Origin of the sequence: Bacillus sp. FSL R5-0443 (assembly GCF_038608285.1) — a bacterium.
GTDB lineage: Bacteria > Bacillota > Bacilli > Bacillales > Bacillaceae > Bacillus > Bacillus velezensis.
Window position 1 is genome coordinate 68,808 of sequence record NZ_CP152013.1, and the last position, 22,008, is coordinate 90,815.

Sequence of the window (22,008 nt, forward strand, 5' to 3'; positions counted from 1 at the left end):
CAGTAATAATGCTAAAAGTATCGAGGATATGGGGGCTGAATAGATGAATTCATATTATGAGCAAAAAGGTTCTTCTTCTGTTCCGGAACAGCATGATGTAACGATGAAAGGGAGAAAGCATTTAGACATTTCGGGCGTCAAGCATGTAGAAAGTTTTGACAACGAAGAGTTTTTGCTGGAAACGGTTATGGGAATGCTTTCCGTCAGAGGCGAGAATCTGCAGATGAAAAACCTTGATGTGGAAAAAGGGATTGTATCTATAAAAGGCAGGGTGTTTGACCTTGTATATTTAGACGAGCAGCAAGGGGATAAAGCTAAAGGGTTTTTTAGCAAGTTGTTTAAATGACGCTGACCACCCAATTTTATACAATGCTGGCAATGACCGGTATGGGCGCCTGGCTCGGAGCGTCGCTTGATACATACAGGCTGTTTGTCAGCCGCGCCAAAACGGCCAGATGGCTGTTATTCATTCATGACATTCTCTTTTGGATTGTACAAGGTCTGCTGTTTTTCTATGTGCTGCTCAACGTGAATGAAGGAGAACTCAGGGTATACATTTTCTTGGCTGTCTTACTGGGGATTGCGACGTACCAAAGCCTGTTTAAACGAATGTATATAAAAATACTGAAATTTGCCATTCATCTTGCGGTGTCTCTTTACCAATTCGCAAAAAAGCTCATTCAGCACGTGCTGTTCCGTCCGGTGCTTCTGCTCTTTAAGCTGCTCATCGGGCTGATCACGGTTATTTCTTTATACTCCTATCGGGTGAGTGCCTTTTTTGCGAAGTGTCTTTTTAAGATCGTAACGTTTTTGCTGTATCCGCTGATTTTTCTGTTGAAACAATTATTGAAACTTCTTCCTGAAAAGTGGCGTCTTACTTTCAAACGATATTTTCAAAAAAGTGCAGGATTTTTACAAAAGAGCAAGAAACTAATCATAACAATCAGATCGACCATGATACGTATTTTGAAAAGGTGAAAGGAGGACCGTCTGGTTTGAATCTATCTAGAGAACGTACAATAACTGAAATCCAAAACGACTATAAAGAGCAGGTTGAACGGCAATCCCAGCTTATGAAAAGAAGGCGGAAAGGGCTTTTCAGACGGTTGATCGTATTCGGCGCCCTTGTGTTGTTGACGGCTATTGTCTTAGCGGGTTCTCTGTGGTCACAGACCTCTTCCCTTAGCGCAAACGAAGAAAAGAAAGCTCAGCTGGAAAAACAAGTGAAAGAATTGAACGCGAAACAGGCTGATTTAAAAGATGAAATTTCCAAATTAAAGGATGAGGATTACGTCACAGAGCTTGCCAGAAGAGACTTGTTTATGTCAGGAAATGGTGAGATTCTCTTCAATGTAGAAAAGAAGAGCAAGTAGCCTTGTTGACACTTAAATTTTTATTTAGGTATAATTAAACAAACGATCTTTTTATAAGCCTAAGGAGGAGCACTTTTTTTATGTCGATTGAAGTTGGCAGCAAGTTGCAAGGGAAAATAACAGGTATTACAAATTTCGGAGCATTTGTTGAATTGCCTGGAGGCTCAACCGGTCTCGTTCATATCAGTGAGGTAGCCGATAATTATGTTAAAGACATTAACGAGCATTTAAAAGTCGGCGATCAAGTTGAAGTGAAAGTCATCAACGTTGAAAAAGACGGGAAAATTGGTTTATCAATTAAAAAAGCTAAAGACCGTCCGCAAGCCAGACCTAGAAATGATTTCCGTCCGAAAGAATCTTTTGAACAGAAAATGAACAAGTTTCTTAAAGATAGCGAAGACCGCTTATCATCTTTAAAACGAAACACGGAATCAAAACGTGGAGGGCGCGGAGCAAGAAGAGGATAACTTGCTGCTTTCTATAAATACATGGAGCATCCGTCTATCCCAGCGGGTGCTTTTTTTATGCGCCATTATAGTCAGAAAATTAAAACTTCAAAGTTTCTGTTGACGGAATGAAGAAACCTTTGTATTATATAACTTGTGCTTATAAGCACCTATATGGCGGTGTAGCTCAGCTGGCTAGAGCGTACGGTTCATACCCGTGAGGTCGGGGGTTCGATCCCCTCCGCCGCTACCATATATATCTGGCCCGTTGGTCAAGCGGTTAAGACACCGCCCTTTCACGGCGGTAACACGGGTTCGAATCCCGTACGGGTCATCAAGCGAATCGGCTTCTGTTGCAGAAGCCGATTTTTTCATATTTAGACAACTTTTTGAGAAATGTCGGAGGAAATACGAAAGGAAAGGGGAACAAGGGAGAAAGCGTCGAAGAGTTCTTTGGAATTGTTACCTTCTTTTGACAAAATCCTATCTGGGCTTTCATTTATAATGACAAGCAACGAATAAAACAGGTGGGGGATGAGAGCAATGGAAAAAGCGGAAAGAAGAGTGAACGGGCCGATGGCGGGACAAGCTTTGGAAAAACTGCAATCGTTTTTTGAAAAGGCGGCAAAGCTTACAGTCCATCAAGCGCATTCACTTTTTTTCTATAAGGGTTTCATTTATGTCGTGATCGGTTTTTTACTTGGACGGGCTTTCATATTATCTGAGGTTCTTCCGTTTGCGCTGCCGTTTTTCGGAGCGATGCTTTTGATCAGAAGAGATAAAGCCTTCTATGCTTGTCTGTCTTTACTTGCGGGCGCTTTAACCATTTCGCCGAAACACTCTTTATTGATTCTCACAGCTTTGGCCGTCTTCACTTTATTTTCAAAAATCGGTACATATATCGTGCAGGACCGGGTGAAGATGCTGCCGATCGTGGTGTTTTTCTCTATGGCTGCCGCGAGAATCGGATTTGTTTATTTTGAAAGCGGCGCTTTTACCACCTATGATTATGTGATGGCTGTTGTCGAGGCGGGCCTGGCCTTTATTTTGACGCTGATCTTTTTGCAAAGCCTGCCGATTTTCACGATCAAAAAAGTGAAGCAATCGTTAAAAATAGAAGAAATCATCTGTTTTATGATCTTGATCGCATCCGTTTTAACCGGGCTTGCCGGTGTTTCATTTCAGGGAATGCAGGCTGAACATATCCTGGCCCGCTATGTCGTGCTGAGTTTTTCCTTTGTCGGCGGGGCAAGCATCGGCTGTACGGTCGGTGTTGTGACCGGACTGATCCTCGGGCTTGCGAATATCGGGAACCTCTATCAAATGAGTCTGCTTGCGTTTTCCGGGCTTCTTGGCGGGCTGCTGAAAGAAGGAAAGAAAGCCGGAGCCGCAGTCGGATTAGTGATCGGCTCACTGCTGATTTCATTATATGGAGAAGGGTCTGCCGGATTAATGACCACTCTTTATGAATCTTTGATTGCCGTTGTTTTGTTTTTGATTACGCCCCAATCGATTACGAAAAAGGTGGCGCGATACATACCGGGCACTGCTGAGCACAGTCAGGAACAGCAGCAGTACGCGAGGAAAATCAGAGATGTCACCGCCCAGAAAGTAGACCAGTTCTCCAATGTGTTTCATGCCTTGTCGGAGAGCTTCGCCACCTTTCATCAGACGTCTTCCGATGAGCAGGCGGAAGAAGGGGAAGTGGATCTCTTTTTAAGCAAAATCACCGAGCATTCCTGCCAATCCTGCTATAAGAAAAGCAAATGCTGGGTTCAAAACTTTGATAAAACATATGACTTAATGAAACAAGTTATGCATGAAACAGAAGAAAAACAGTATGCCTCAAACCGCAGATTAAAAAAGGAGTTTCAACAGCACTGTTCCAAATCCAGACAGGTGGAAGAGCTGATTGAGGACGAACTTGCCCACCATCACGCCCATCTGACACTGAAGAGAAAAGTTCAGGACAGCAGAAGGCTTGTTGCCGAGCAGCTGTTGGGGGTTTCTGAGGTCATGGCGGACTTTTCTCGGGAAATAAAACGGGAGAGGGAGCAGCATTTTATTCAGGAAGAACAAATGATAGAGGCGCTTCAGCATTTTGGAATCGAGATTCAGCATGTCGAGATATACAGCTTGGAGCAGGGCAATATTGATATCGAAATGACAATCCCGTTCAGCGGAGGACACGGCGAGAGTGAGAAAATTATCGCCCCGATGCTGTCTGACATTCTTGAGGAGCAGATACTTGTCAAAAGCGAACAGCACTCGACTCATCCGAATGGCTACAGCCATGTCGCGTTCGGTTCGACCAAGTCGTACCGGGTATCGACAGGCGCGGCTCATGCGGCAAAAGGCGGCGGCCTTGTCTCCGGCGACAGCTACAGCATGATGGAACTGGGGGCGAGAAAGTATGCGGCCGCGATCAGTGACGGCATGGGCAATGGGGCGAGGGCCCATTATGAGAGCAATGAAACGATTAAGCTGCTCGAAAAAATTCTCGAATCAGGTATTGATGAAAAAATAGCGATAAAAACGATCAACAGTATTCTGTCTTTACGGACGACAGACGAAATCTACTCAACTCTCGATCTTTCTATCATTGATCTTCAGGATGCAAGCTGCAAATTCTTGAAGGTCGGTTCAACGCCGAGTTTTATCAAGCGGGGAGATCAAGTCATGAAAGTGCAGGCCAGCAATCTGCCGATCGGCATCATCAATGAATTTGATGTGGAGGTTGTAAGTGAACAGTTAAAAGCGGGAGATCTGCTCGTCATGATGAGTGACGGTATTTTTGAAGGGCCGAAGCACGTTGAAAACCACGACCTGTGGATGAAACGGAAAATGAAAGGGCTGAAAACCGAAGACCCGCAAGAAATCGCTGATATATTAATGGAAGAGGTCATCAGAACGCGTTCCGGCCAAATCGAAGACGATATGACAGTGGTTGTTGTCCGGATTGACCACAACACGCCGAAATGGGCTTCCATACCGGTGCCGGCGGTTTTCCAAAATAAAAAGGAGATTTCTTAATCCATTCGTATAAATCACTTTCCTTCTGGCGAAGATGGGACTAATCGTATCACCGGGAGGAATGTATGTGAATAAGGGACATTTAAATCAAGTTCTGCTGATTACAGATGGCTGCTCCAATCATGGTGAAGACCCGATCGCAATGGCGGCTTTCGCCAAGGAGCAGGGGATTACGGTGAATGTTATAGGAATTATGGAAGAAAACGCGATTGACCAAGAAGCAATGAAGGAAGTTGAAGGCATCGCCATGGCCGGAGGCGGCGTCCATCAAGTTGTGTATGCGTCACAATTGTCTCAGACGGTTCAAATGGTGACGAAAAAAGCAATGACCCAGACGCTGCAAGGTGTCGTCAATCAAGAGCTTAAACAAATCTTAGGGAAAAACGTTGAAATGGAAGAGCTTTCTCCTGAAAAACGCGGCGAAGTGATGGAAGTGGTTGATGAACTCGGCGAAACGGTTCATCTGCAAGTGCTTGTGCTGGTTGATACGAGTGCGAGTATGGCGCCGAAACTGCCGACGGTGAAAGAAGCGCTGATCGATCTTTCCATCAGTTTAAATTCCCGGGCCGGGCAAAATGAATTTGCAATGTGTATATTTCCCGGGAAAAGCCAGGAAGTTGAGCTTGTGCTGAATTGGACGCCGAAGCTTGAATCCCTTTCTGCACTCTTTGCGAAGCTGTCGACCGGCGGTATCACCCCTACGGGCCCCGCTATCCGGGAAGCGACGCAGCAGTTTGAGAGAATCCGCTCAAGAAGGAGCATGTTGGCAGATGATGAACGACGCTTTAACGAGTTTGGCATGTAGTCTGGCACCGGGGACGGCAATTCAGGGCAAATGGAACGGCAAATCCTACAGATTGCTCAAACAGCTTGGAAAAGGGGCTAACGGTATTGTATATCTGGCAGAAGCATCAGGCGGACAGGTCGCTTTGAAAATAAGCAGCGACAGCATGTCTGTTACCTCTGAAGTGAATGTCTTAAAATCCTTTTCAAAGGCCCGGTCGCAAACGATGGGGCCTTCTTTTTTTGATGCGGACGACGCGTTTATTCCGCAGCTGAATAAAAATGTCTCTTTTTACGTGATGGAGTACATAGAAGGGCCGCTTCTTCCGCAATATATCAGCAGTAAGGGAACAGAGTGGATTCCGGTGCTGATGGTGCAGCTTCTTTCCAGCCTGTCAGTCCTTCATCAGCAAGGGTGGGTTTTTGGCGACCTCAAACCGGACAATCTCATTGTAACCGGACCACCGGCTGCCATTCGCTGCATTGATGTAGGGGGAACGACAAAACAGGGCCGCGCGATTAAAGAGTATACGGAGTTTTACGACAGGGGCTATTGGGGGTATGGAACAAGAAAAGCAGAACCATCCTATGACCTGTTTGCTGTCGCAATGATCATGATCCACTGTGCCCAGAAGAAAGAGTGCAAAAAGTCAGGACAGCCGAAAGAACAGCTTCGTTCTATCATTGAAGGCCACCCGTTTCTGAATAAGTATAAGAAGGTTCTGTTTTCTGCTTTTAACGGCCAATATCCGTCTGCGGAAGCCATGAAGCATGACATCCTGACGGCGGGGCAGAGTGCAGGGAGTAAAAGGAAAGCCGCCGCCAAGCCTAAGCCGCCGCAATCAAAACCGCGGCAGGGCACTGTATCTCAAACGCGGTATAAACCTAAACAAAAACCCGCAAAGCACAATGGTTTGTTTGAAACAACACTTATTTTAATCAGCGTTCTCGCCCTTTATTTCGCTTACATCGTCTTTTTTCTCATCTAGTGCCGGCCGGACGCCTGCGCTCATGCTTCTTCTTTGCTTGGAGGGAATGAAAGTGATAGGATATGTATATCTTTAAAAAACCTGCTCATTGTGAGGGGGACATTGTGAAAAGCGTGGAAGATTTTTTCAAAACATATCATCTTCAGGCGGAGGGAGAAACGATTATTGCCGGGGTCTCCGGAGGCCCTGATTCAATGGCGCTTCTCAGTATGCTGAATAAGCACTTCGGGCATTCCTCCGTTATCATAGCGGCGCATGTCGACCATCAGTTCAGGGGTCCTGAATCTGAAGAAGATATGAAGTTTGTGCAGTCATATTGCGAAGCGGAACACATCCTCTGCGAAACGGTACAGATTGATGTTTCTGCATACGCAAAGAAGAATAAGCTGAACAAGCAGGCTGCCGCGCGTGATTGCAGATATCAGTTTTTCGAAGATCTGATGACAAAACACCAAGCGAAGTTTTTGGCACTGGCTCATCATGGCGATGACCAGGTTGAAACAATGCTCATGAGGCTTGCGAAAGGTACGCTCGGGGCAGGGCTTGCGGGAATGCAGCCCGTCCGCGAATTTGCATCCGGCTGGCTGATCAGGCCTTTCCTCTATGCGGCAAAGGATGAAATCCTTGAATACTGCCGTCAAGAAGGGCTCAGCTACAGAACGGATGAGAGCAATGCAAAAGACGATTATGCAAGAAACAGATTCAGAAAGACCGTGCTTCCTTTTTTAAAACATGAATCACCTGACGTTCATAAAATGTTTCAAAAGGTGAGTGAAGCACTGACAGAAGACGAACAATACCTGCAGTCATTAACGAAAGAACGAATGAATAAGGTTATTACAAGCAAGTCAGACACATCGGTTGAAGTCAATTCCTCTCAATTGCTTGCCCTTCCGATACCTTTACAAAGAAGAGGAGTTCAACTAATATTAAACTATCTTTATGAAAACGTTCCATCGTCGTTTTCCGCCCGCCACATACAGCAGTTTCTCGAATGGGCGGAAAATGGAAGCGCCTCGGGAGTGCTTGATTTTCCGAAAGGGCTGAAGGTGGTCAAATCATATCAGACATGTTTGTTTACATTTGAACAATGGCAATGTGAAAAAGTTCCCTTTGAGCTGCAGCTGCAAGGAGCGAAAGGCGAGACTGCTGTTCTCCCCAACGGCTTTATGATAGAGGTGGCCGATCAGGCTGACCCTCATATCAAAAATGGGAATGCTGTTTTTATGACAAGCAGAAACAAGGTGCAATTTCCTTTAACAATCCGGACGAGAAAAATCGGCGACCGGATCAAACTTAAAGGGATGAATGGCTCGAAAAAGGTGAAAGATATATTTATTGATCATAAACTGCCTCTGCGGGATCGGGACGAATGGCCGATTGTAACGGATGCGAGCGGTGAAATTATCTGGCTGCCTGGCTTGAAAAAATCCATCTTTGACGATCTTGTGATTTCAAACAGTGACCGCATTGTATTACAATATAGACAGCATGAAAAGTGTAGGGGGCAAGCATTAACATGAAACAGGATATCGAAAAAGTGCTGATCTCAGAAGATGAGATCCAGCAGAAAGTAAAACAGCTTGGAGAACAATTAACAAGCGAGTACAGCGACACGTTTCCGTTGGCAATCGGTGTGTTAAAGGGAGCGCTTCCTTTTATGGCTGATCTTATAAAGCATATTGATACATATTTGGAAATGGACTTCATGGATGTATCAAGCTACGGAAATTCCACGGTTTCTTCCGGAGAAGTCAAAATCATCAAAGATTTGGATACATCTGTAGAAGGCCGGGACATCTTAATCATTGAAGATATTATCGACAGTGGGTTAACCTTGAGCTATCTCGTAGAACTCTTCCGATATCGTAAAGCGAAATCAATTAAGATTGTTACCCTGTTGGATAAACCAAGCGGAAGAAAAGCGGACATTAAAGCAGACTTCGTAGGCTTTGAAGTTCCTGACGCGTTTGTTGTGGGTTACGGACTTGATTATGCCGAACGCTATCGCAATCTGCCTTACATCGGAGTATTAAAACCGGCGATTTATGAAAGCTGATCGGCTGCCTGCTTCCGAGATGGTTATCGGTTGTATTGGAATGATTTTCTATGGTACTATTGAACATAGTTGTGCTTACTGTGGGAGGAGGTAAGGAATGAATCGGGTCTTCCGTAATACCATTTTTTATTTACTTATTTTATTAGTAGTAATCGGGGTTGTGAGTTACTTCCAGACTTCAAACCCGAAGACAGAAAATATGTCGTACAGTACGTTTATCAAGAACCTCGATGAGGGGAAAGTTGATAGCGTATCGGTTCAGCCTGTCAGAGGTGTTTATGAGGTAAAAGGACAGCTGAAAAAATACGACAAAGACCAGTACTTTTTAACACATGTTCCTGAAGGAAAGGGAGCAGACCAGATATTTGATGCAATTAAAAAGACGGACGTAAAAGTTGATCCCGCACAGGAAACAAGCGGGTGGGTGACGTTCTTAACGACGATCATTCCGTTTGTCATCATCTTTATTCTGTTTTTCTTCCTGCTCAATCAGGCTCAGGGCGGCGGCAGCCGTGTCATGAACTTCGGAAAGAGCAAAGCGAAGCTGTATACGGAAGAAAAGAAACGCGTGAAGTTTAAAGATGTAGCCGGCGCGGATGAGGAGAAGCAGGAGCTTGTTGAGGTTGTTGAGTTTCTGAAAGATCCTCGCAAATTCGCCGAGCTTGGCGCCAGAATCCCTAAAGGCGTGCTGTTGGTCGGACCTCCGGGAACCGGTAAGACGCTGCTTGCGAGAGCCTCAGCCGGTGAAGCAGGCGTTCCTTTCTTCAGCATCAGCGGATCTGACTTCGTTGAAATGTTTGTCGGTGTCGGTGCTTCCCGTGTGCGTGATTTATTCGAAAATGCGAAAAAGAATGCGCCTTGTCTGATTTTCATTGATGAGATCGACGCGGTGGGACGTCAGCGCGGCGCAGGTCTTGGCGGCGGGCATGATGAACGCGAACAGACGCTGAACCAGCTGCTTGTAGAGATGGACGGTTTCAGTGCGAATGAAGGAATCATTATTATCGCTGCGACAAACCGTGCGGACATTCTTGACCCTGCATTGCTTCGTCCGGGACGTTTTGACCGTCAGATTACGGTAGACCGTCCGGATGTCATCGGCCGTGAAGCCGTATTACAGGTCCATGCGAGAAACAAACCGCTTGATGAAACGGTGAACTTAAAAGCAATCGCTTCAAGAACACCCGGTTTCTCAGGCGCCGATTTAGAAAACCTTCTTAACGAAGCGGCACTTGTTGCTGCCCGTCAAAACAAGAAGAAAATTGATATGCGCGACATTGATGAAGCGACGGACCGTGTCATTGCGGGTCCTGCGAAGAAGAGCCGCGTCATATCGAAAAAAGAACGCAATATCGTGGCGTACCACGAGGGCGGTCACACCGTTATCGGACTTGTGCTGGATGAAGCCGATATGGTTCATAAAGTAACGATCGTTCCGAGGGGGCAGGCGGGCGGATACGCGGTCATGCTTCCGAGAGAAGACCGTTACTTCCAGACAAAACCTGAACTTCTCGATAAAATTGTCGGTCTTCTGGGCGGACGGGTTGCCGAGGAAATTATCTTCGGCGAAGTCAGCACGGGGGCTCACAATGACTTCCAGCGGGCAACGAGCATTGCCAGAAGAATGGTGACAGAGTTCGGTATGTCAGAAAAACTCGGACCGCTTCAGTTCGGTCAATCTCAAGGCGGTCAAGTATTCCTGGGCCGGGATTTCAACAACGAGCAGAACTACAGTGATCAGATCGCTTACGAAATCGATCAGGAAATTCAGCGCATCATTAAAGAATGTTATGAGCGTGCGAAAACCATCCTGACTGAAAATCGCGATAAGCTTGAATTGATTGCTCAGACATTGCTTGATGTGGAAACATTAGATGCGGAACAAATCAAGCATCTCGTGGATCACGGAAAACTCCCTGAGCGCAATTTCTCAGATGACCATCATCAAAAAGACGATGTGAAAGTAAACATCCTGTCTAAAACAGAAGACGAAAAGAAAGACGAGCCGAAAGAATAGTTCGCTTTCTGATATGAAAACCGCCGGCGTATACCGGCGGTTTTTTTACTGGTTCCGTTTTGTTTACAAAAGAGCCGCAGATCGTGTATGGTATTGTAGAATGTTGAAAATGTTATGATTAGAAACTATTCAAAAGTGGTGATAGAGGTTGTTACTGGTTATAGATGTGGGGAACACCAACACCGTGATTGGTGTATATCATGATGGGGAATTAGAATATCATTGGCGCATAGAAACGAGCAGGCACAAAACAGAAGACGAATTCGGCATGCTGCTCCGCTCCTTATTTGAACATTCCGGACTCATGTTTGAACAGATTGAAGGGATTATCATCTCATCCGTGGTGCCGCCGATTATGTTCTCTTTAGAAAGAATGTGCACAAAATACTTTCACATCGAGCCGCAAGTTGTCGGCCCGGGAATGAAAACAGGTTTAAATATAAAGTATGACAATCCGAAAGAAGTGGGAGCTGACAGGATCGTCAATGCCGTTGCGGCGATCCAGCAGTATGGCGGCCCCTTAATTGTTGTTGATTTCGGAACGGCGACGACGTATTGCTACATTGATGAAAACAAACAATACATGGGCGGCGCGATTGCTCCCGGCATTACGATTTCAACGGAAGCGCTGTACTCACGTGCGGCGAAGCTTCCAAGAATTGAAATTGCCCGTCCGGACAATATCATCGGCAAAAACACGGTAAGCGCCATGCAGTCCGGCATCCTTTTTGGCTATGTCGGGCAAGTTGAAGGTATAGTGAAGCGGATGAAATGGCAGGCAACACAGGAACCGAAAGTCATTGCGACAGGCGGGCTTGCGTCATTAATCGCAAACGAATCAGACTGTATTGATATTGTTGACCCGTTTCTCACTCTGAAAGGGCTGGAAATCATTTATGAGCGAAATCGCGTGGGTCACGTATAGGAGGTAAACGATGGATTATTTAATTAAAGCAATTGCATATGACGGTAAAGTGCGGGCTTATGCAGCCAGAACGACAGATATGGTTAATGAAGCGCAAAGAAGGCATGACACGTGGCCGACGGCATCAGCCGCAATCGGCCGGACGATGACAGCTTCTCTGATGCTAGGAGCGATGCTTAAGGGTGAAGATAAGCTGACAGTCAAAATAGAAGGCGGCGGCCCGATCGGAGCCATTGTCGCAGATGCGAACGCAAAGGGTGAGGTAAGAGCATACGTATCAAACCCGCACGTTCATTTTGATCTCAATGAACAAGGGAAACTGGATGTCAGACGGGCGGTCGGAACTGATGGAACACTCAGTGTCGTAAAAGATTTGGGCTTGCGTGATTATTTTACGGGACAAGTAGAGATTGTCTCGGGTGAACTCGGTGACGACTTCACGTATTACCTTGTTTCTTCTGAACAAGTCCCTTCATCTGTCGGCGTAGGTGTTCTAGTAAATCCTGATAACACGATTCTCGCTGCGGGCGGGTTCATCATTCAGCTTCTTCCGGGGACTGATGAAGAAACCATTTCAACAATTGAAAAGCAATTATCTCAAATCGAACCGATTTCAAAATTGATTCAAAAAGGCCTGACACCGGAAGAAATCTTGGAAGAAGTTCTGGGTCAAAAACCGGACGTTCTCGAAACAATGCCGGTCAAATTTCACTGTTCTTGTTCAAAAGATCGATTCGAAACGGCCATTTTAGGACTAGGCAAAAAAGAAATACAAGATATGATAGAAGAAGACGGAAAAGCCGAAGCGGTTTGCCATTTTTGTAATGAGAAATATTTATTTACAAAAGAAGAACTGGAAGAGCTTCGTGACGAAACAACCCGCTAGCTCTTTAGCGGGTTGTTCTATTTTTTAAAAGGGATGGGGTAGATTTTGAAATCGAGAACACTTTTGACGATTATTGTAGCGGCGCTGTTAGTATGCAGTGTGACAGTGGCGTATAAGTTAACAAAATCCCAAGCCGCGGGGTCATCTGAAGAATCCATCGCGACAATCGGTGATAAACATATCACACGGCAAGACTGGATGAAAAAGATGGAAGACCAGTACGGAAAATCAACTCTGGAAGACATGATTAATGCAGAAGTAGTGGAAGAGCTTGCGAAAAAGAATAAACTCACAGTTTCAAACAGCGAATTGGAGCGGGAGTTTCTTTTAATCAAAGCGGTAGATAATTCATTTTATGAAGACAGCCATATTACCGAAAAAGAATGGAGAGACCAGATCCGCTACAACATTCTTCTTGAAGAACTGCTGACGAAGGACATCGATATATCGGATAAGGAAATGCAATCATTTTATAATAAAAATAAAGAATTGTACCATTTCGATGATTCATACAGAATCCGGCACATTGTCGTCAAAAACAAAGATGAGGCGGACAGGGTGCTTGCTGATTTGAAAGGCGGTTCCAGCTTTGAAGCCGTCGCCGCTGAGCGTTCCACGGACAGATACACGTCTCAGTATGGCGGAGACCTCGGCTTTGTGACAGAAAACCAGGAAAATATCCCGCAGGCATATATCACAGAAGCTAAAAATCTTAAAGAAGATGAATGGTCCGCTGAACCGATTAAAGTTTCTTCAGGATACGCCGTCATTCAGCTGAAAGAAAAGCTTAAAGCGAGAACTTTCTCATACAATGAAGTGAAGAGCCAAATCAGACGCCAGATCGCGATGGATCAATTAGGTGACAAGGCGACAGTCAAAACGCTGTGGAAAGAGGCGGGGGTCTCTTGGTTCTACGGGGAAAAAAGAACTAAATGATTGACAAAAAATTTTGAAATTGATAACTTATATTTATAATACCAATAAATTTAGTCGGAAATTGAGGTGTCCAACATGGTGCGTATTGCAAATTCTATTACTGAACTAATCGGAAATACTCCTATTGTGAAATTGAATCGCCTGACGGATGAAAACAGTGCAGATGTATATCTGAAGCTTGAATACATGAATCCGGGCAGCAGCGTAAAAGATCGGATCGGAGTGGCGATGATTGAAGCGGCTGAAAAAGAAGGAAAATTAAAAGCCGGCGACACAATCATTGAACCGACAAGCGGAAATACAGGAATCGGTCTTGCGATGGTGGCAGCGGCTAAAGGTCTCAGAGCCATTCTCGTTATGCCTGATACGATGAGTATGGAGCGACGCAATCTGTTGCGCGCATACGGAGCGGAGCTTGTGCTGACTCCCGGCGCAGAAGGAATGAAGGGCGCCATTAAAAAGGCGGAAGAACTTGCGGAGGAACACGGATACTTTGTGCCTCAGCAATTCAACAATGCGGCAAACCCGGAAATTCACCGCCAAACGACGGGGAAAGAAATCGTAGAACAGTTTGGTGACGAACAGCTTGATGCGTTCGTGGCCGGAATCGGTACCGGCGGAACCATCACGGGAGCGGGCGAAGTGCTGAAAGAAGCATATCCATCCATCAAAATCTATGCGGTAGAGCCGGCGGATTCTCCGGTTCTTTCCGGCGGAAAACCGGGCCCGCATAAAATTCAGGGTATCGGAGCGGGATTTGTCCCTGAAACATTGAATACGGATATCTATGATCAAATCATTCCCGTCAAAAACGAGGATGCATTTGAATATGCCCGTAAAACGGCAAAAGAAGAAGGGATTCTCGGCGGCATTTCTTCCGGAGCGGCCATTTACGCGGCCCTGGAAATCGCGAAAAAACTGGGGAAAGGCAAGAAAGTGCTTGCGATCATCCCTAGTAACGGAGAACGTTACTTAAGCACACCGCTTTATCAGTTTGAATAGAGACATACACACGGCTCCCGGCTGTATCCGGGAGTTTTTTTGTGCCTGAAGCATCGAAAATCCAAAAAACGTTTCGAATTTTATGGTTGGAAGTGAAATTCACTTTTTTCACCAGTGTGATTGCTTTAAAATAAAACTACAGTAAAACGAAGCAGAGGATTGATATGATGGCACAACGCAGACCGGCAGGAAGAAAAATACCTTTTACGAAACAAGCATTTTTACAGCGATATGAAAACCTTTCGAAATCGAGAAAACGGCATGTTCTGCTCGAAAGCGCGAGAGGGGGAAGATTCAGTATAGCCGGTCTAGATCCGATTGCGTCCGTCAGAGGGAAAGACGGAATTACAACGATCAAGCATGAGGGGGAAACACTGTTTAAAGAAGGTGACCCGCTGCGGGCCTTTCATGAATGGTTTGGAACGCTCGGAACGGAAACAAACGTTGAGTTTCCGGACTTTCAAGGCGGTGCGATTGGTTTTATCAGTTACGACTACGCCCGATATATTGAGAATTTTAAGATGCTGTCGTTAGATGATCTGGAAACACCTGATATTTACTTTCTTGTTTTTGATGATGTGGCCGTTTATGACCATGAGGAAGAGGCGTTATGGCTCATTACCCATACTGAAGCGGAAGAAGCGGATCTTGCGGAAGAAAAGCTGTCCCGCTTAGAGGACATGTGGTGTTCCCTTCAAACGGCGGACGAGCCTTTTTCACCGCTGAATCGGAATGGGGACGGATCGTACGCCGCTCCGTTCACTGAGGAAGGATTTTCACAGGCTGTAGAACAAATTAAACAATATATCGCGAGCGGCGATGTGTTCCAGGTTAATTTGTCCATCAGGCAGTCTCAGTCCTTATCCGTTCATCCGTATGAGGTGTATAAACACTTGAGAAACGTCAATCCGTCTCCTTACATGGCCTATCTCGAGACACCGGGGTTTCAAGTGATATGCGGGTCGCCGGAGCTATTGGTGACAAAGAAGGGGAAGAAGCTTGAAACGAGACCGATCGCGGGTACGCGTTCAAGAGGAAAAGACGATGCTGAAGACAAGGCTTTGGCTGATGAATTAATTCACAACGAAAAAGAACGTGCGGAACACGTCATGCTTGTTGATCTTGAGCGCAATGATCTCGGGCGCGTATCGCGCTACGGCTCCGTGCGGGTTAACGAATTTATGGCGATCGAAAAGTATTCCCACGTCATGCATATCGTGTCAAACGTACAGGGGGAACTGCAGGACGGATATGACGCGACAGACATTATTCATGCGGTTTTCCCGGGGGGCACCATCACGGGAGCGCCCAAAGTGAGAACGATGGAAATTATAGAAGAGCTTGAGCCGACAAGACGAGGGCTTTATACTGGATCTATAGGCTGGTTCGGATTCAACGGAGATTTGCAGTTTAACATTGTGATCCGGACGATCTATGCAGCCGGCGGACATGCTTTCATGCAGTCCGGAGCAGGAGTGGTCATTGATTCGGTTCCGAAGCATGAATACAAGGAATCGTTCAAAAAAGCTTTTGCAATGAAAAAGGCGTTAGAGCTGAGCGAAGAAGAGACAAAAAATTAGACGAGGTGAGCAGAGATGATTTTAATGATTGACAATTATGATTCATTTACGTACAACTTGGTTCAATATTTGGGTGAGCTCGGGGAGGAACTGATCGTCAGACGGAATGACGAGATTACAATTGAGCAAATTGAAGAGCTGGCACCGGATTTCTTAATGATTTCACCCGGGCCGTGCAGTCCTGATGAAGCGGGGATCAGCCTCGAAGCGATCAAACATTTTGCCGGCAGTATCCCTATTTTCGGCGTATGTCTCGGACATCAGTCGATTGCGCAAGTATTCGGCGGCGACGTCGTCAGAGCGGAGCGGCTCATGCACGGCAAAACGTCAGAAGTTATGCATGACGGACAGACGATTTTTAAAGGGCTGCAAAATCCGCTTGTCGCCACCCGGTACCATTCACTTATTGTCAAAGCGGACACGCTGCCGGATTGTTTTACGGTATCCGCTCAAACCAAAGAAGGAGAAATTATGGCAATCCGCCATAATGAGCTGCCTGTTGAAGGTGTTCAGTTCCATCCGGAATCCATCATGACCTCCTTCGGCAAAGAGATGCTCAGAAACTTTATAGAGACACACCGCAAAAAGGAAGTGCCGGTGTGATTATATATTTGAATGGTCAATATATAGAGGAGAAAGAAGCGGCGCTTTCTCCTTTTGACCATGGTTATCTGTACGGGATCGGCGCGTTCGAGACGTTCAGGCTTTACAGCGGCCGGCCGTTTCTGCCGGATGCGCATGTCGCCAGGCTCAACAGGGCGCTTCGGGATCTGCAGATTGCATATGAGGTGAACAAACAGGAGCTGCTTGATATGCTTCGGAGACTGTTGCTCCTCAATGACATCAAGGACGGCAGCGCGCGTGTCCGGCTTAACATCTCGGCAGGCGTCAGCGATAAAGGGTTTGCCGCGCAGACTTATGAAAAGCCGACCGTCCTTTGTTTCGTCAACCGGCTCAATCCGGAAACTCTGCCTGTTCAAAAAGAAGGCAAGCTTCTCTCTATCAGGAGAAATACGCCTGAAGGATATTTCCGGTTAAAATCCCATCACTATTTAAACAACATGTATGCTAAACGGGAGATCGGGAATGATCCCAATCTTGAAGGCATTTTCCTGACCGGAGAAGGAGATGTCGCGGAAGGCATTGTCTCCAACGTGTTTTGGCGAAAAGGAGACAAGGTCTTTACGCCATCCTTGGATACGGGAATTCTCGATGGTGTAACGAGACAGTTTGTCATTGATGAATTGAAACGGCAGGGGACAGAAGTCACCGAAGGCCGATTCCGTTTTCAATCAATGCTTGAAGCGGATGAAGCATGGTTGACAAACTCCGTGCTTGAAATCATCCCGTTTTCTAAAATAGAGGAAGTGCCGCTGCCCGGAGTGAGCGGAAAAACGGTGCAATTGCTCCGTAATCAGTATCAGCAGGAAATAAACAAAATGAATGTACAGGAGGAGGAATAAAATGGCGCAGCAAACAATTGAACAGCCTAAACTGATTCATACAAAAAAAGGCGCTCTTTCCTATAAAGAGAAGACGCTCGTTATGGGGATATTAAATGTAACGCCAGACTCCTTCTCTGACGGCGGCAAATACGACAGTACGGAAAGGGCGCTTCTGCATGCGGCGAAGATGGCTGAAGAAGGGGCGCATATCATAGATATCGGCGGCGAATCGACAAGACCCGGCGCATCACTCGTGTCGGCTGATGAGGAAATGTCACGAGTCATCCCCGTCATAGAGCGGATCACAAGCGAGCTGGACATTCCGCTTTCAATCGATACGTACAAAGCGTCCGTGGCAGACGAAGCGGTCAAAGCGGGAGCCTCTATCCTTAATGACATCTGGGGGGCGAAAGGTGATCCTGACATGGCGTCAGTAGCCGCCGCACACGGGGTTCCGATTATCTTAATGCATAACCGCATGGAAAGAAACTACAACGATCTTATTCCTGATATGCTTGCAGACTTGATGGAAAGCGTAAAAATTGCCGCAGAAGCCGGCGTCACAGATGAAAATATGATTCTGGATCCGGGGATCGGCTTTGCGAAAAACTATGAGGACAATCTGGCTGTCATGAACAAGCTGGAGGTGTTCAGCGGGTTAGGTTATCCGCTGCTCCTGGCGACATCGAGAAAAAGGTTCATCGGCCGTGTGCTTGACCTTCCCCCTGAAGAACGTGCCGAGGGAACGGGAGCGACAGTATGCCTTGGCGTCCAAAAAGGCTGCGACATTGTGAGGGTGCACGATGTCAAAGAGATCGCAAGAATGACGAAGATGATGGATGCTATGTTGAACAAAGGAGGCGTACATTATGGATAAAGTATATGTGGAAGGTATGGAGTTTTACGGATATCACGGCGTGTTCGAAGAAGAAAACAAACTCGGCCAGCGCTTCAAAGTAGACCTGACTGCCGAACTGGATTTGAGCAAAGCGGGAAAAACGGATGACCTTTCTTATACCATTAACTATGCGGAATTGTACAGTGTCTGCCGCGGCATCGTTGAGGGCGAGCCCGTTAATTTGGTCGAGACCCTTGCGGAACGGATCGCAGACACCGTCCTTGAGAAATTTGAGCCGGTGCAGCAATGTACGGTAAAGGTTGTTAAGCCTGACCCGCCGATTCCCGGCCATTATAAATCAGTAGCCATAGAAATGACGAGAAAGAAATCATGAACAATACGGCATATATCGGCCTCGGCTCCAATATGGGCGACCGTGAACATTATTTGCGTCAGGCAGTGGCCATGCTCAGCCGGCATCATGGCGTGACGGTGTCAAAGGTGTCCTCCATATATGAAACAGATCCCGTCGGCTATGAGGATCAAGATCAGTTTCTTAATATGGCGGTTGAAGTGAAAACGTCGTTATCTCCTTTTGAACTTCTTGATGTAACGCAGAGCATTGAAGCTGAATTAGGCAGAACGAGAGAGATTCGCTGGGGACCGCGGACGGCAGACCTTGACATTTTGCTGTATAATCGTGAAAATATTGAAACAGAGCGGCTGATTGTTCCGCATCCGAGAATGTATGAGCGCTTATTTGTCCTTGCGCCGTTAAAAGAAATATGCCCGCAGGCGGATCATATCACGATAAGCGCTGAAACAAACCAAGAAGGTGTAAGAGTATGGAAGCAGAAATCTGGGGTAGGCGAATTCGTGCATTCAGAAAGCTGAAAGGTTATACTCAAGAAGGATTTGCAAAAGCATTAGGTATATCAGTTTCTATTGTCGGTGAAATTGAACGCGGAAACCGATTGCCATCAGATGCCATCATTCAAGATGCGGCAGATGTTTTAAATATAAGTGCGGACGAATTGGCCCCGCCTGAAAAATAGACAAATGAAAGGAGGGGAAAAATGTTTAAAATCGGTGATATTCAATTGAAAAACCGGGTTGTGCTTGCCCCTATGGCCGGTGTCTGCAACTCAGCGTTCAGATTGACTGTAAAGGAATTCGGAGCCGGATTGGTATGCGCTGAAATGGTCAGTGACAAAGCGATTCTTTACAATAACGCCAGAACAATGGGGATGCTTTACATTGATGAACGTGAAAAACCGCTCAGCCTTCAGATTTTTGGAGGAAAAAAGGAAACCCTTGTGGAAGCGGCGAAGTTTGTAGATCAAAACACGACTGCTGATATTATTGATATTAACATGGGATGTCCCGTACCCAAGATTACAAAATGTGATGCGGGCGCCAAATGGCTCCTCGATCCCGATAAGATTTATGAAATGGTATCCGCAGTAGTAGATGCTGTTGATAAGCCGGTTACAGTGAAGATGAGAATGGGTTGGGATGAAGAGCACATTTATGCGGTGAAAAATGCCCAAGCCGTTGAACGTGCCGGCGGAAAAGCCGTTGCCCTGCACGGACGCACAAGAGTGCAAATGTATGAAGGCACTGCGAACTGGGATATCATTAAAGAAGTGAAGCAATCCGTCTCCATTCCCGTCATCGGAAACGGTGATGTCAAAACGCCTCAGGACGCGAAACGCATGCTTGAGGAAACAGGAGTTGACGGCGTCATGATCGGCCGGGCCGCACTCGGCAACCCGTGGATGATTTACCGTACGGTGCACTACCTTGAAACCGGCGAGTTAAAAGACGAACCGAAAGTCCGTGAAAAAATGTCAGTATGCAAACTGCACTTAGACCGCCTGATTAAGTTAAAAGGCGAAAATGTGGCAGTCAGAGAAATGAGAAAACACGCTGCCTGGTACCTGAAAGGTGTCAGAGGCAATGCGAATGTACGCAACGAAATTAACCAATGTGAGACGCGTGAAGAAGTTGTGCAGCTTTTAGATGCATTTACCGCCGAAGCAGAGGCAAAAGAGCTTCAAGATGCAAAAGTAGGTTAATATACACCCTCTATTGCTGCTCACTGCCAGCTTACCGCTGGCAGTTTTTCTGCTTTTTCGTGAAATCAAAATGTAACGGAGTGATACCAATGAGTCAAGAAGAGCAAAATCATGAGGAATTGAACGACCAGCTGCAAGTCAGACGAGATAAAATGAACCAGCTGAGAGAAAACGGCATTGACCCTTTCGGCGAACGTTTCGAGAGAACGCATCAATCTCAACAGATCATTGACGCCTACCAGGAGCTTTCTAAAGAAGAACTGGAAGAAAAAGCGATCGAAGTGACCATTGCAGGCCGTATGATGACAAAGCGCGGAAAAGGGAAAGCCGGCTTTGCGCATCTGCAGGACTTAGAAGGTCAAATTCAAATTTACGTAAGAAAAGACAGTGTCGGCGAAGAACAATATGAAATCTTTAAATCTTCAGACCTCGGAGACGTTATCGGCATCACGGGGAAAGTTTTCAAAACAAACGTAGGCGAGCTTTCTGTCAAAGCGACATCTTTTGAACTGCTGACAAAAGCACTGCGTCCTCTTCCTGATAAATATCATGGGTTAAAAGACGTTGAACAGCGTTACCGCCAGCGCTATCTCGATCTCATCGTAAACCCTGACAGCAAACAAACGTTTATCACACGCAGCAAAATCATCCAAGCGATGAGAAGATACTTAGATGACCATGGATACTTAGAAGTTGAAACACCTACGATGCACAGTATACCGGGAGGAGCGTCTGCACGCCCGTTCATCACGCACCATAACGCGCTCGACATGCCTCTTTATATGCGTATTGCGATTGAACTGCACCTGAAACGCCTGATTGTCGGCGGATTGGAAAAAGTCTACGAAATCGGCCGCGTGTTCCGTAACGAAGGTGTTTCTACACGCCATAACCCTGAATTCACGATGATCGAGCTGTATGAAGCGTACGCCGATTATAAAGATATTATGAGTCTTACGGAAAACCTCGTAGCACATATTGCGCAGGAAGTGCTTGGAAGCACCACAATCCAGTACGGCGAAGAGCAGATTGATCTGAAACCTGAATGGAAACGACTCCACATGGTAGATGCGGTCAAAGAAGCGACGGGTGTAGATTTCTGGAATGAGATGACTGTTGAAGAAGCGCGCGGTCATGCAAAAGAGCATGGTATCGAGATCACAAACTCAATGACGGTGGGTCATATCATCAATGAATTCTTCGAACAAAAAATTGAAGAAACACTCATTCAGCCTACATTTATTTACGGCCACCCTGTAGAGATTTCTCCTCTTGCTAAGAAAAATCCGGAGGACCCTCGCTTTACAGACCGTTTTGAACTGTTTATCGTCGGCCGTGAGCACGCTAATGCGTTTACGGAGCTGAATGACCCTATTGACCAGAGGGAACGCTTTGAAGCGCAGTTAAAAGAAAGAGAAGAAGGAAACGATGAAGCGCATATGATGGATGAAGACTTCGTTGAAGCTCTTGAATACGGCATGCCGCCGACCGGGGGATTGGGTATCGGTATCGACCGCCTTGTCATGCTGTTAACAAATGCTCCGTCTATCAGAGACGTTTTATTATTCCCTCAAATGAGACAACGATAATAAAAGGGAAGGCGCCGTTTCTGCTTATC

Annotated in this window: 23 protein-coding genes and 2 tRNA genes; all 25 read left to right on the top strand. The window is 46.2% G+C overall.

All coding sequences use genetic code 11. The annotated features are described in order from the left end of the window. Positions 1-43 precede the first annotated feature (43 nt). Positions 44-346: a sporulation protein YabP gene (yabP, locus tag NYE28_RS00365; protein ID WP_004264638.1), complete on the top strand. Its 303-nt coding sequence runs from the start codon at positions 44-46 to the stop codon at positions 344-346. Beyond that, complete coding sequence (yabQ, locus tag NYE28_RS00370) at positions 343-978, top strand: spore cortex biosynthesis protein YabQ (RefSeq protein WP_025284087.1); 636 nt, start codon at positions 343-345, stop codon at positions 976-978. Before yabP ends, yabQ begins: the two co-directional genes overlap by 4 nt. 17 nt (positions 979-995) lie before the next feature. After that, a complete protein-coding gene (gene divIC, locus NYE28_RS00375) occupies positions 996-1,373 on the top strand; it encodes a cell division protein DivIC (RefSeq protein WP_004264632.1) in 378 nt (125 codons plus the stop codon). An 80-nt stretch (positions 1,374-1,453) separates the two neighbouring features. Beyond that, positions 1,454-1,840, top strand: coding sequence for a S1 domain-containing RNA-binding protein (locus NYE28_RS00380; protein ID WP_004264630.1), 387 nt, complete (start codon positions 1,454-1,456; stop codon positions 1,838-1,840). A gap of 155 nt (positions 1,841-1,995) precedes the next feature. Continuing rightward, positions 1,996-2,072, top strand: a tRNA-Met gene (locus NYE28_RS00385). A gap of 9 nt (positions 2,073-2,081) precedes the next feature. Beyond that, a tRNA-Glu gene (locus NYE28_RS00390) sits at positions 2,082-2,153 on the top strand. Positions 2,154-2,362: 209 nt separating this feature from the next. Continuing rightward, positions 2,363-4,852 carry a stage II sporulation protein E gene (gene spoIIE, locus NYE28_RS00395; RefSeq protein ID WP_007409936.1) on the top strand — a complete coding sequence of 830 codons (2,490 nt, stop codon included), beginning with the start codon at positions 2,363-2,365 and terminating at the stop codon, positions 4,850-4,852. 67 nt (positions 4,853-4,919) lie between these two features. Beyond that, on the top strand, positions 4,920-5,657 hold the full coding sequence (locus NYE28_RS00400; RefSeq protein ID WP_004264624.1) for a VWA domain-containing protein: 738 nt from the start codon (positions 4,920-4,922) through the stop codon (positions 5,655-5,657). Next, on the top strand, positions 5,623-6,624 hold the full coding sequence (locus NYE28_RS00405; RefSeq protein WP_094031439.1) for a serine/threonine-protein kinase: 1,002 nt from the start codon (positions 5,623-5,625) through the stop codon (positions 6,622-6,624). The genes NYE28_RS00400 and NYE28_RS00405 overlap by 35 nt, the downstream gene beginning before the upstream one ends. Positions 6,625-6,728: 104 nt before the next feature. Further along, positions 6,729-8,147 (top strand): tRNA lysidine(34) synthetase TilS, encoded by a 1,419-nt coding sequence (gene tilS / locus NYE28_RS00410; RefSeq protein WP_072589792.1) that lies wholly within the window; start codon positions 6,729-6,731, stop codon positions 8,145-8,147. Then, positions 8,144-8,683, top strand: coding sequence for a hypoxanthine phosphoribosyltransferase (gene hpt / locus NYE28_RS00415; protein ID WP_004264611.1), 540 nt, complete (start codon positions 8,144-8,146; stop codon positions 8,681-8,683). The genes tilS and hpt overlap by 4 nt, the downstream gene beginning before the upstream one ends. Before the next feature lie 97 nt (positions 8,684-8,780). After that, the gene (gene ftsH, locus NYE28_RS00420; RefSeq protein ID WP_342490249.1) at positions 8,781-10,700 is read left to right on the top strand and encodes an ATP-dependent zinc metalloprotease FtsH; all 1,920 of its coding nucleotides are present in this window, start codon (positions 8,781-8,783) and stop codon (positions 10,698-10,700) included. A 148-nt stretch (positions 10,701-10,848) separates the two neighbouring features. After that, a complete protein-coding gene (locus tag NYE28_RS00425) occupies positions 10,849-11,625 on the top strand; it encodes a type III pantothenate kinase (protein WP_007409940.1) in 777 nt (258 codons plus the stop codon). Positions 11,626-11,635: 10 nt separating this feature from the next. Then, complete coding sequence (gene hslO, locus NYE28_RS00430; protein WP_004264606.1) at positions 11,636-12,511, top strand: Hsp33 family molecular chaperone HslO; 876 nt, start codon at positions 11,636-11,638, stop codon at positions 12,509-12,511. 45 nt (positions 12,512-12,556) lie between these two features. Further along, positions 12,557-13,447 carry a peptidyl-prolyl cis-trans isomerase gene (locus NYE28_RS00435; protein ID WP_039062448.1) on the top strand — a complete coding sequence of 297 codons (891 nt, stop codon included), beginning with the start codon at positions 12,557-12,559 and terminating at the stop codon, positions 13,445-13,447. A gap of 75 nt (positions 13,448-13,522) precedes the next feature. Then, positions 13,523-14,449: a cysteine synthase A gene (gene cysK / locus NYE28_RS00440; protein WP_342490250.1), complete on the top strand. Its 927-nt coding sequence runs from the start codon at positions 13,523-13,525 to the stop codon at positions 14,447-14,449. 167 nt (positions 14,450-14,616) lie between these two features. Further along, positions 14,617-16,029 carry an aminodeoxychorismate synthase, component I gene (gene pabB, locus NYE28_RS00445; protein ID WP_025284092.1) on the top strand — a complete coding sequence of 471 codons (1,413 nt, stop codon included), beginning with the start codon at positions 14,617-14,619 and terminating at the stop codon, positions 16,027-16,029. Positions 16,030-16,044: 15 nt separating this feature from the next. Next, positions 16,045-16,632, top strand: coding sequence for an aminodeoxychorismate/anthranilate synthase component II (pabA, locus tag NYE28_RS00450; protein WP_160223398.1), 588 nt, complete (start codon positions 16,045-16,047; stop codon positions 16,630-16,632). Beyond that, complete coding sequence (gene pabC, locus NYE28_RS00455; RefSeq protein WP_160223399.1) at positions 16,629-17,492, top strand: aminodeoxychorismate lyase; 864 nt, start codon at positions 16,629-16,631, stop codon at positions 17,490-17,492. Before pabA ends, pabC begins: the two co-directional genes overlap by 4 nt. Before the next feature lies 1 nt (position 17,493). After that, positions 17,494-18,351, top strand: coding sequence for a dihydropteroate synthase (gene folP / locus NYE28_RS00460; RefSeq protein ID WP_007409946.1), 858 nt, complete (start codon positions 17,494-17,496; stop codon positions 18,349-18,351). Beyond that, the gene (gene folB, locus NYE28_RS00465) at positions 18,344-18,706 is read left to right on the top strand and encodes a dihydroneopterin aldolase (protein ID WP_003150671.1); all 363 of its coding nucleotides are present in this window, start codon (positions 18,344-18,346) and stop codon (positions 18,704-18,706) included. The genes folP and folB overlap by 8 nt, the downstream gene beginning before the upstream one ends. Further along, the gene (gene folK, locus NYE28_RS00470) at positions 18,703-19,206 is read left to right on the top strand and encodes a 2-amino-4-hydroxy-6-hydroxymethyldihydropteridine diphosphokinase (protein ID WP_007409947.1); all 504 of its coding nucleotides are present in this window, start codon (positions 18,703-18,705) and stop codon (positions 19,204-19,206) included. Before folB ends, folK begins: the two co-directional genes overlap by 4 nt. Continuing rightward, positions 19,158-19,367 carry a helix-turn-helix transcriptional regulator gene (locus NYE28_RS00475; protein WP_003150668.1) on the top strand — a complete coding sequence of 70 codons (210 nt, stop codon included), beginning with the start codon at positions 19,158-19,160 and terminating at the stop codon, positions 19,365-19,367. Before folK ends, NYE28_RS00475 begins: the two co-directional genes overlap by 49 nt. Positions 19,368-19,388: 21 nt before the next feature. Continuing rightward, positions 19,389-20,390, top strand: coding sequence for a tRNA dihydrouridine synthase DusB (gene dusB, locus NYE28_RS00480; protein ID WP_007409948.1), 1,002 nt, complete (start codon positions 19,389-19,391; stop codon positions 20,388-20,390). 89 nt (positions 20,391-20,479) lie between these two features. Continuing rightward, the gene (lysS, locus tag NYE28_RS00485) at positions 20,480-21,979 is read left to right on the top strand and encodes a lysine--tRNA ligase (RefSeq protein WP_014416740.1); all 1,500 of its coding nucleotides are present in this window, start codon (positions 20,480-20,482) and stop codon (positions 21,977-21,979) included. Positions 21,980-22,008: the final 29 nt, after the last annotated feature.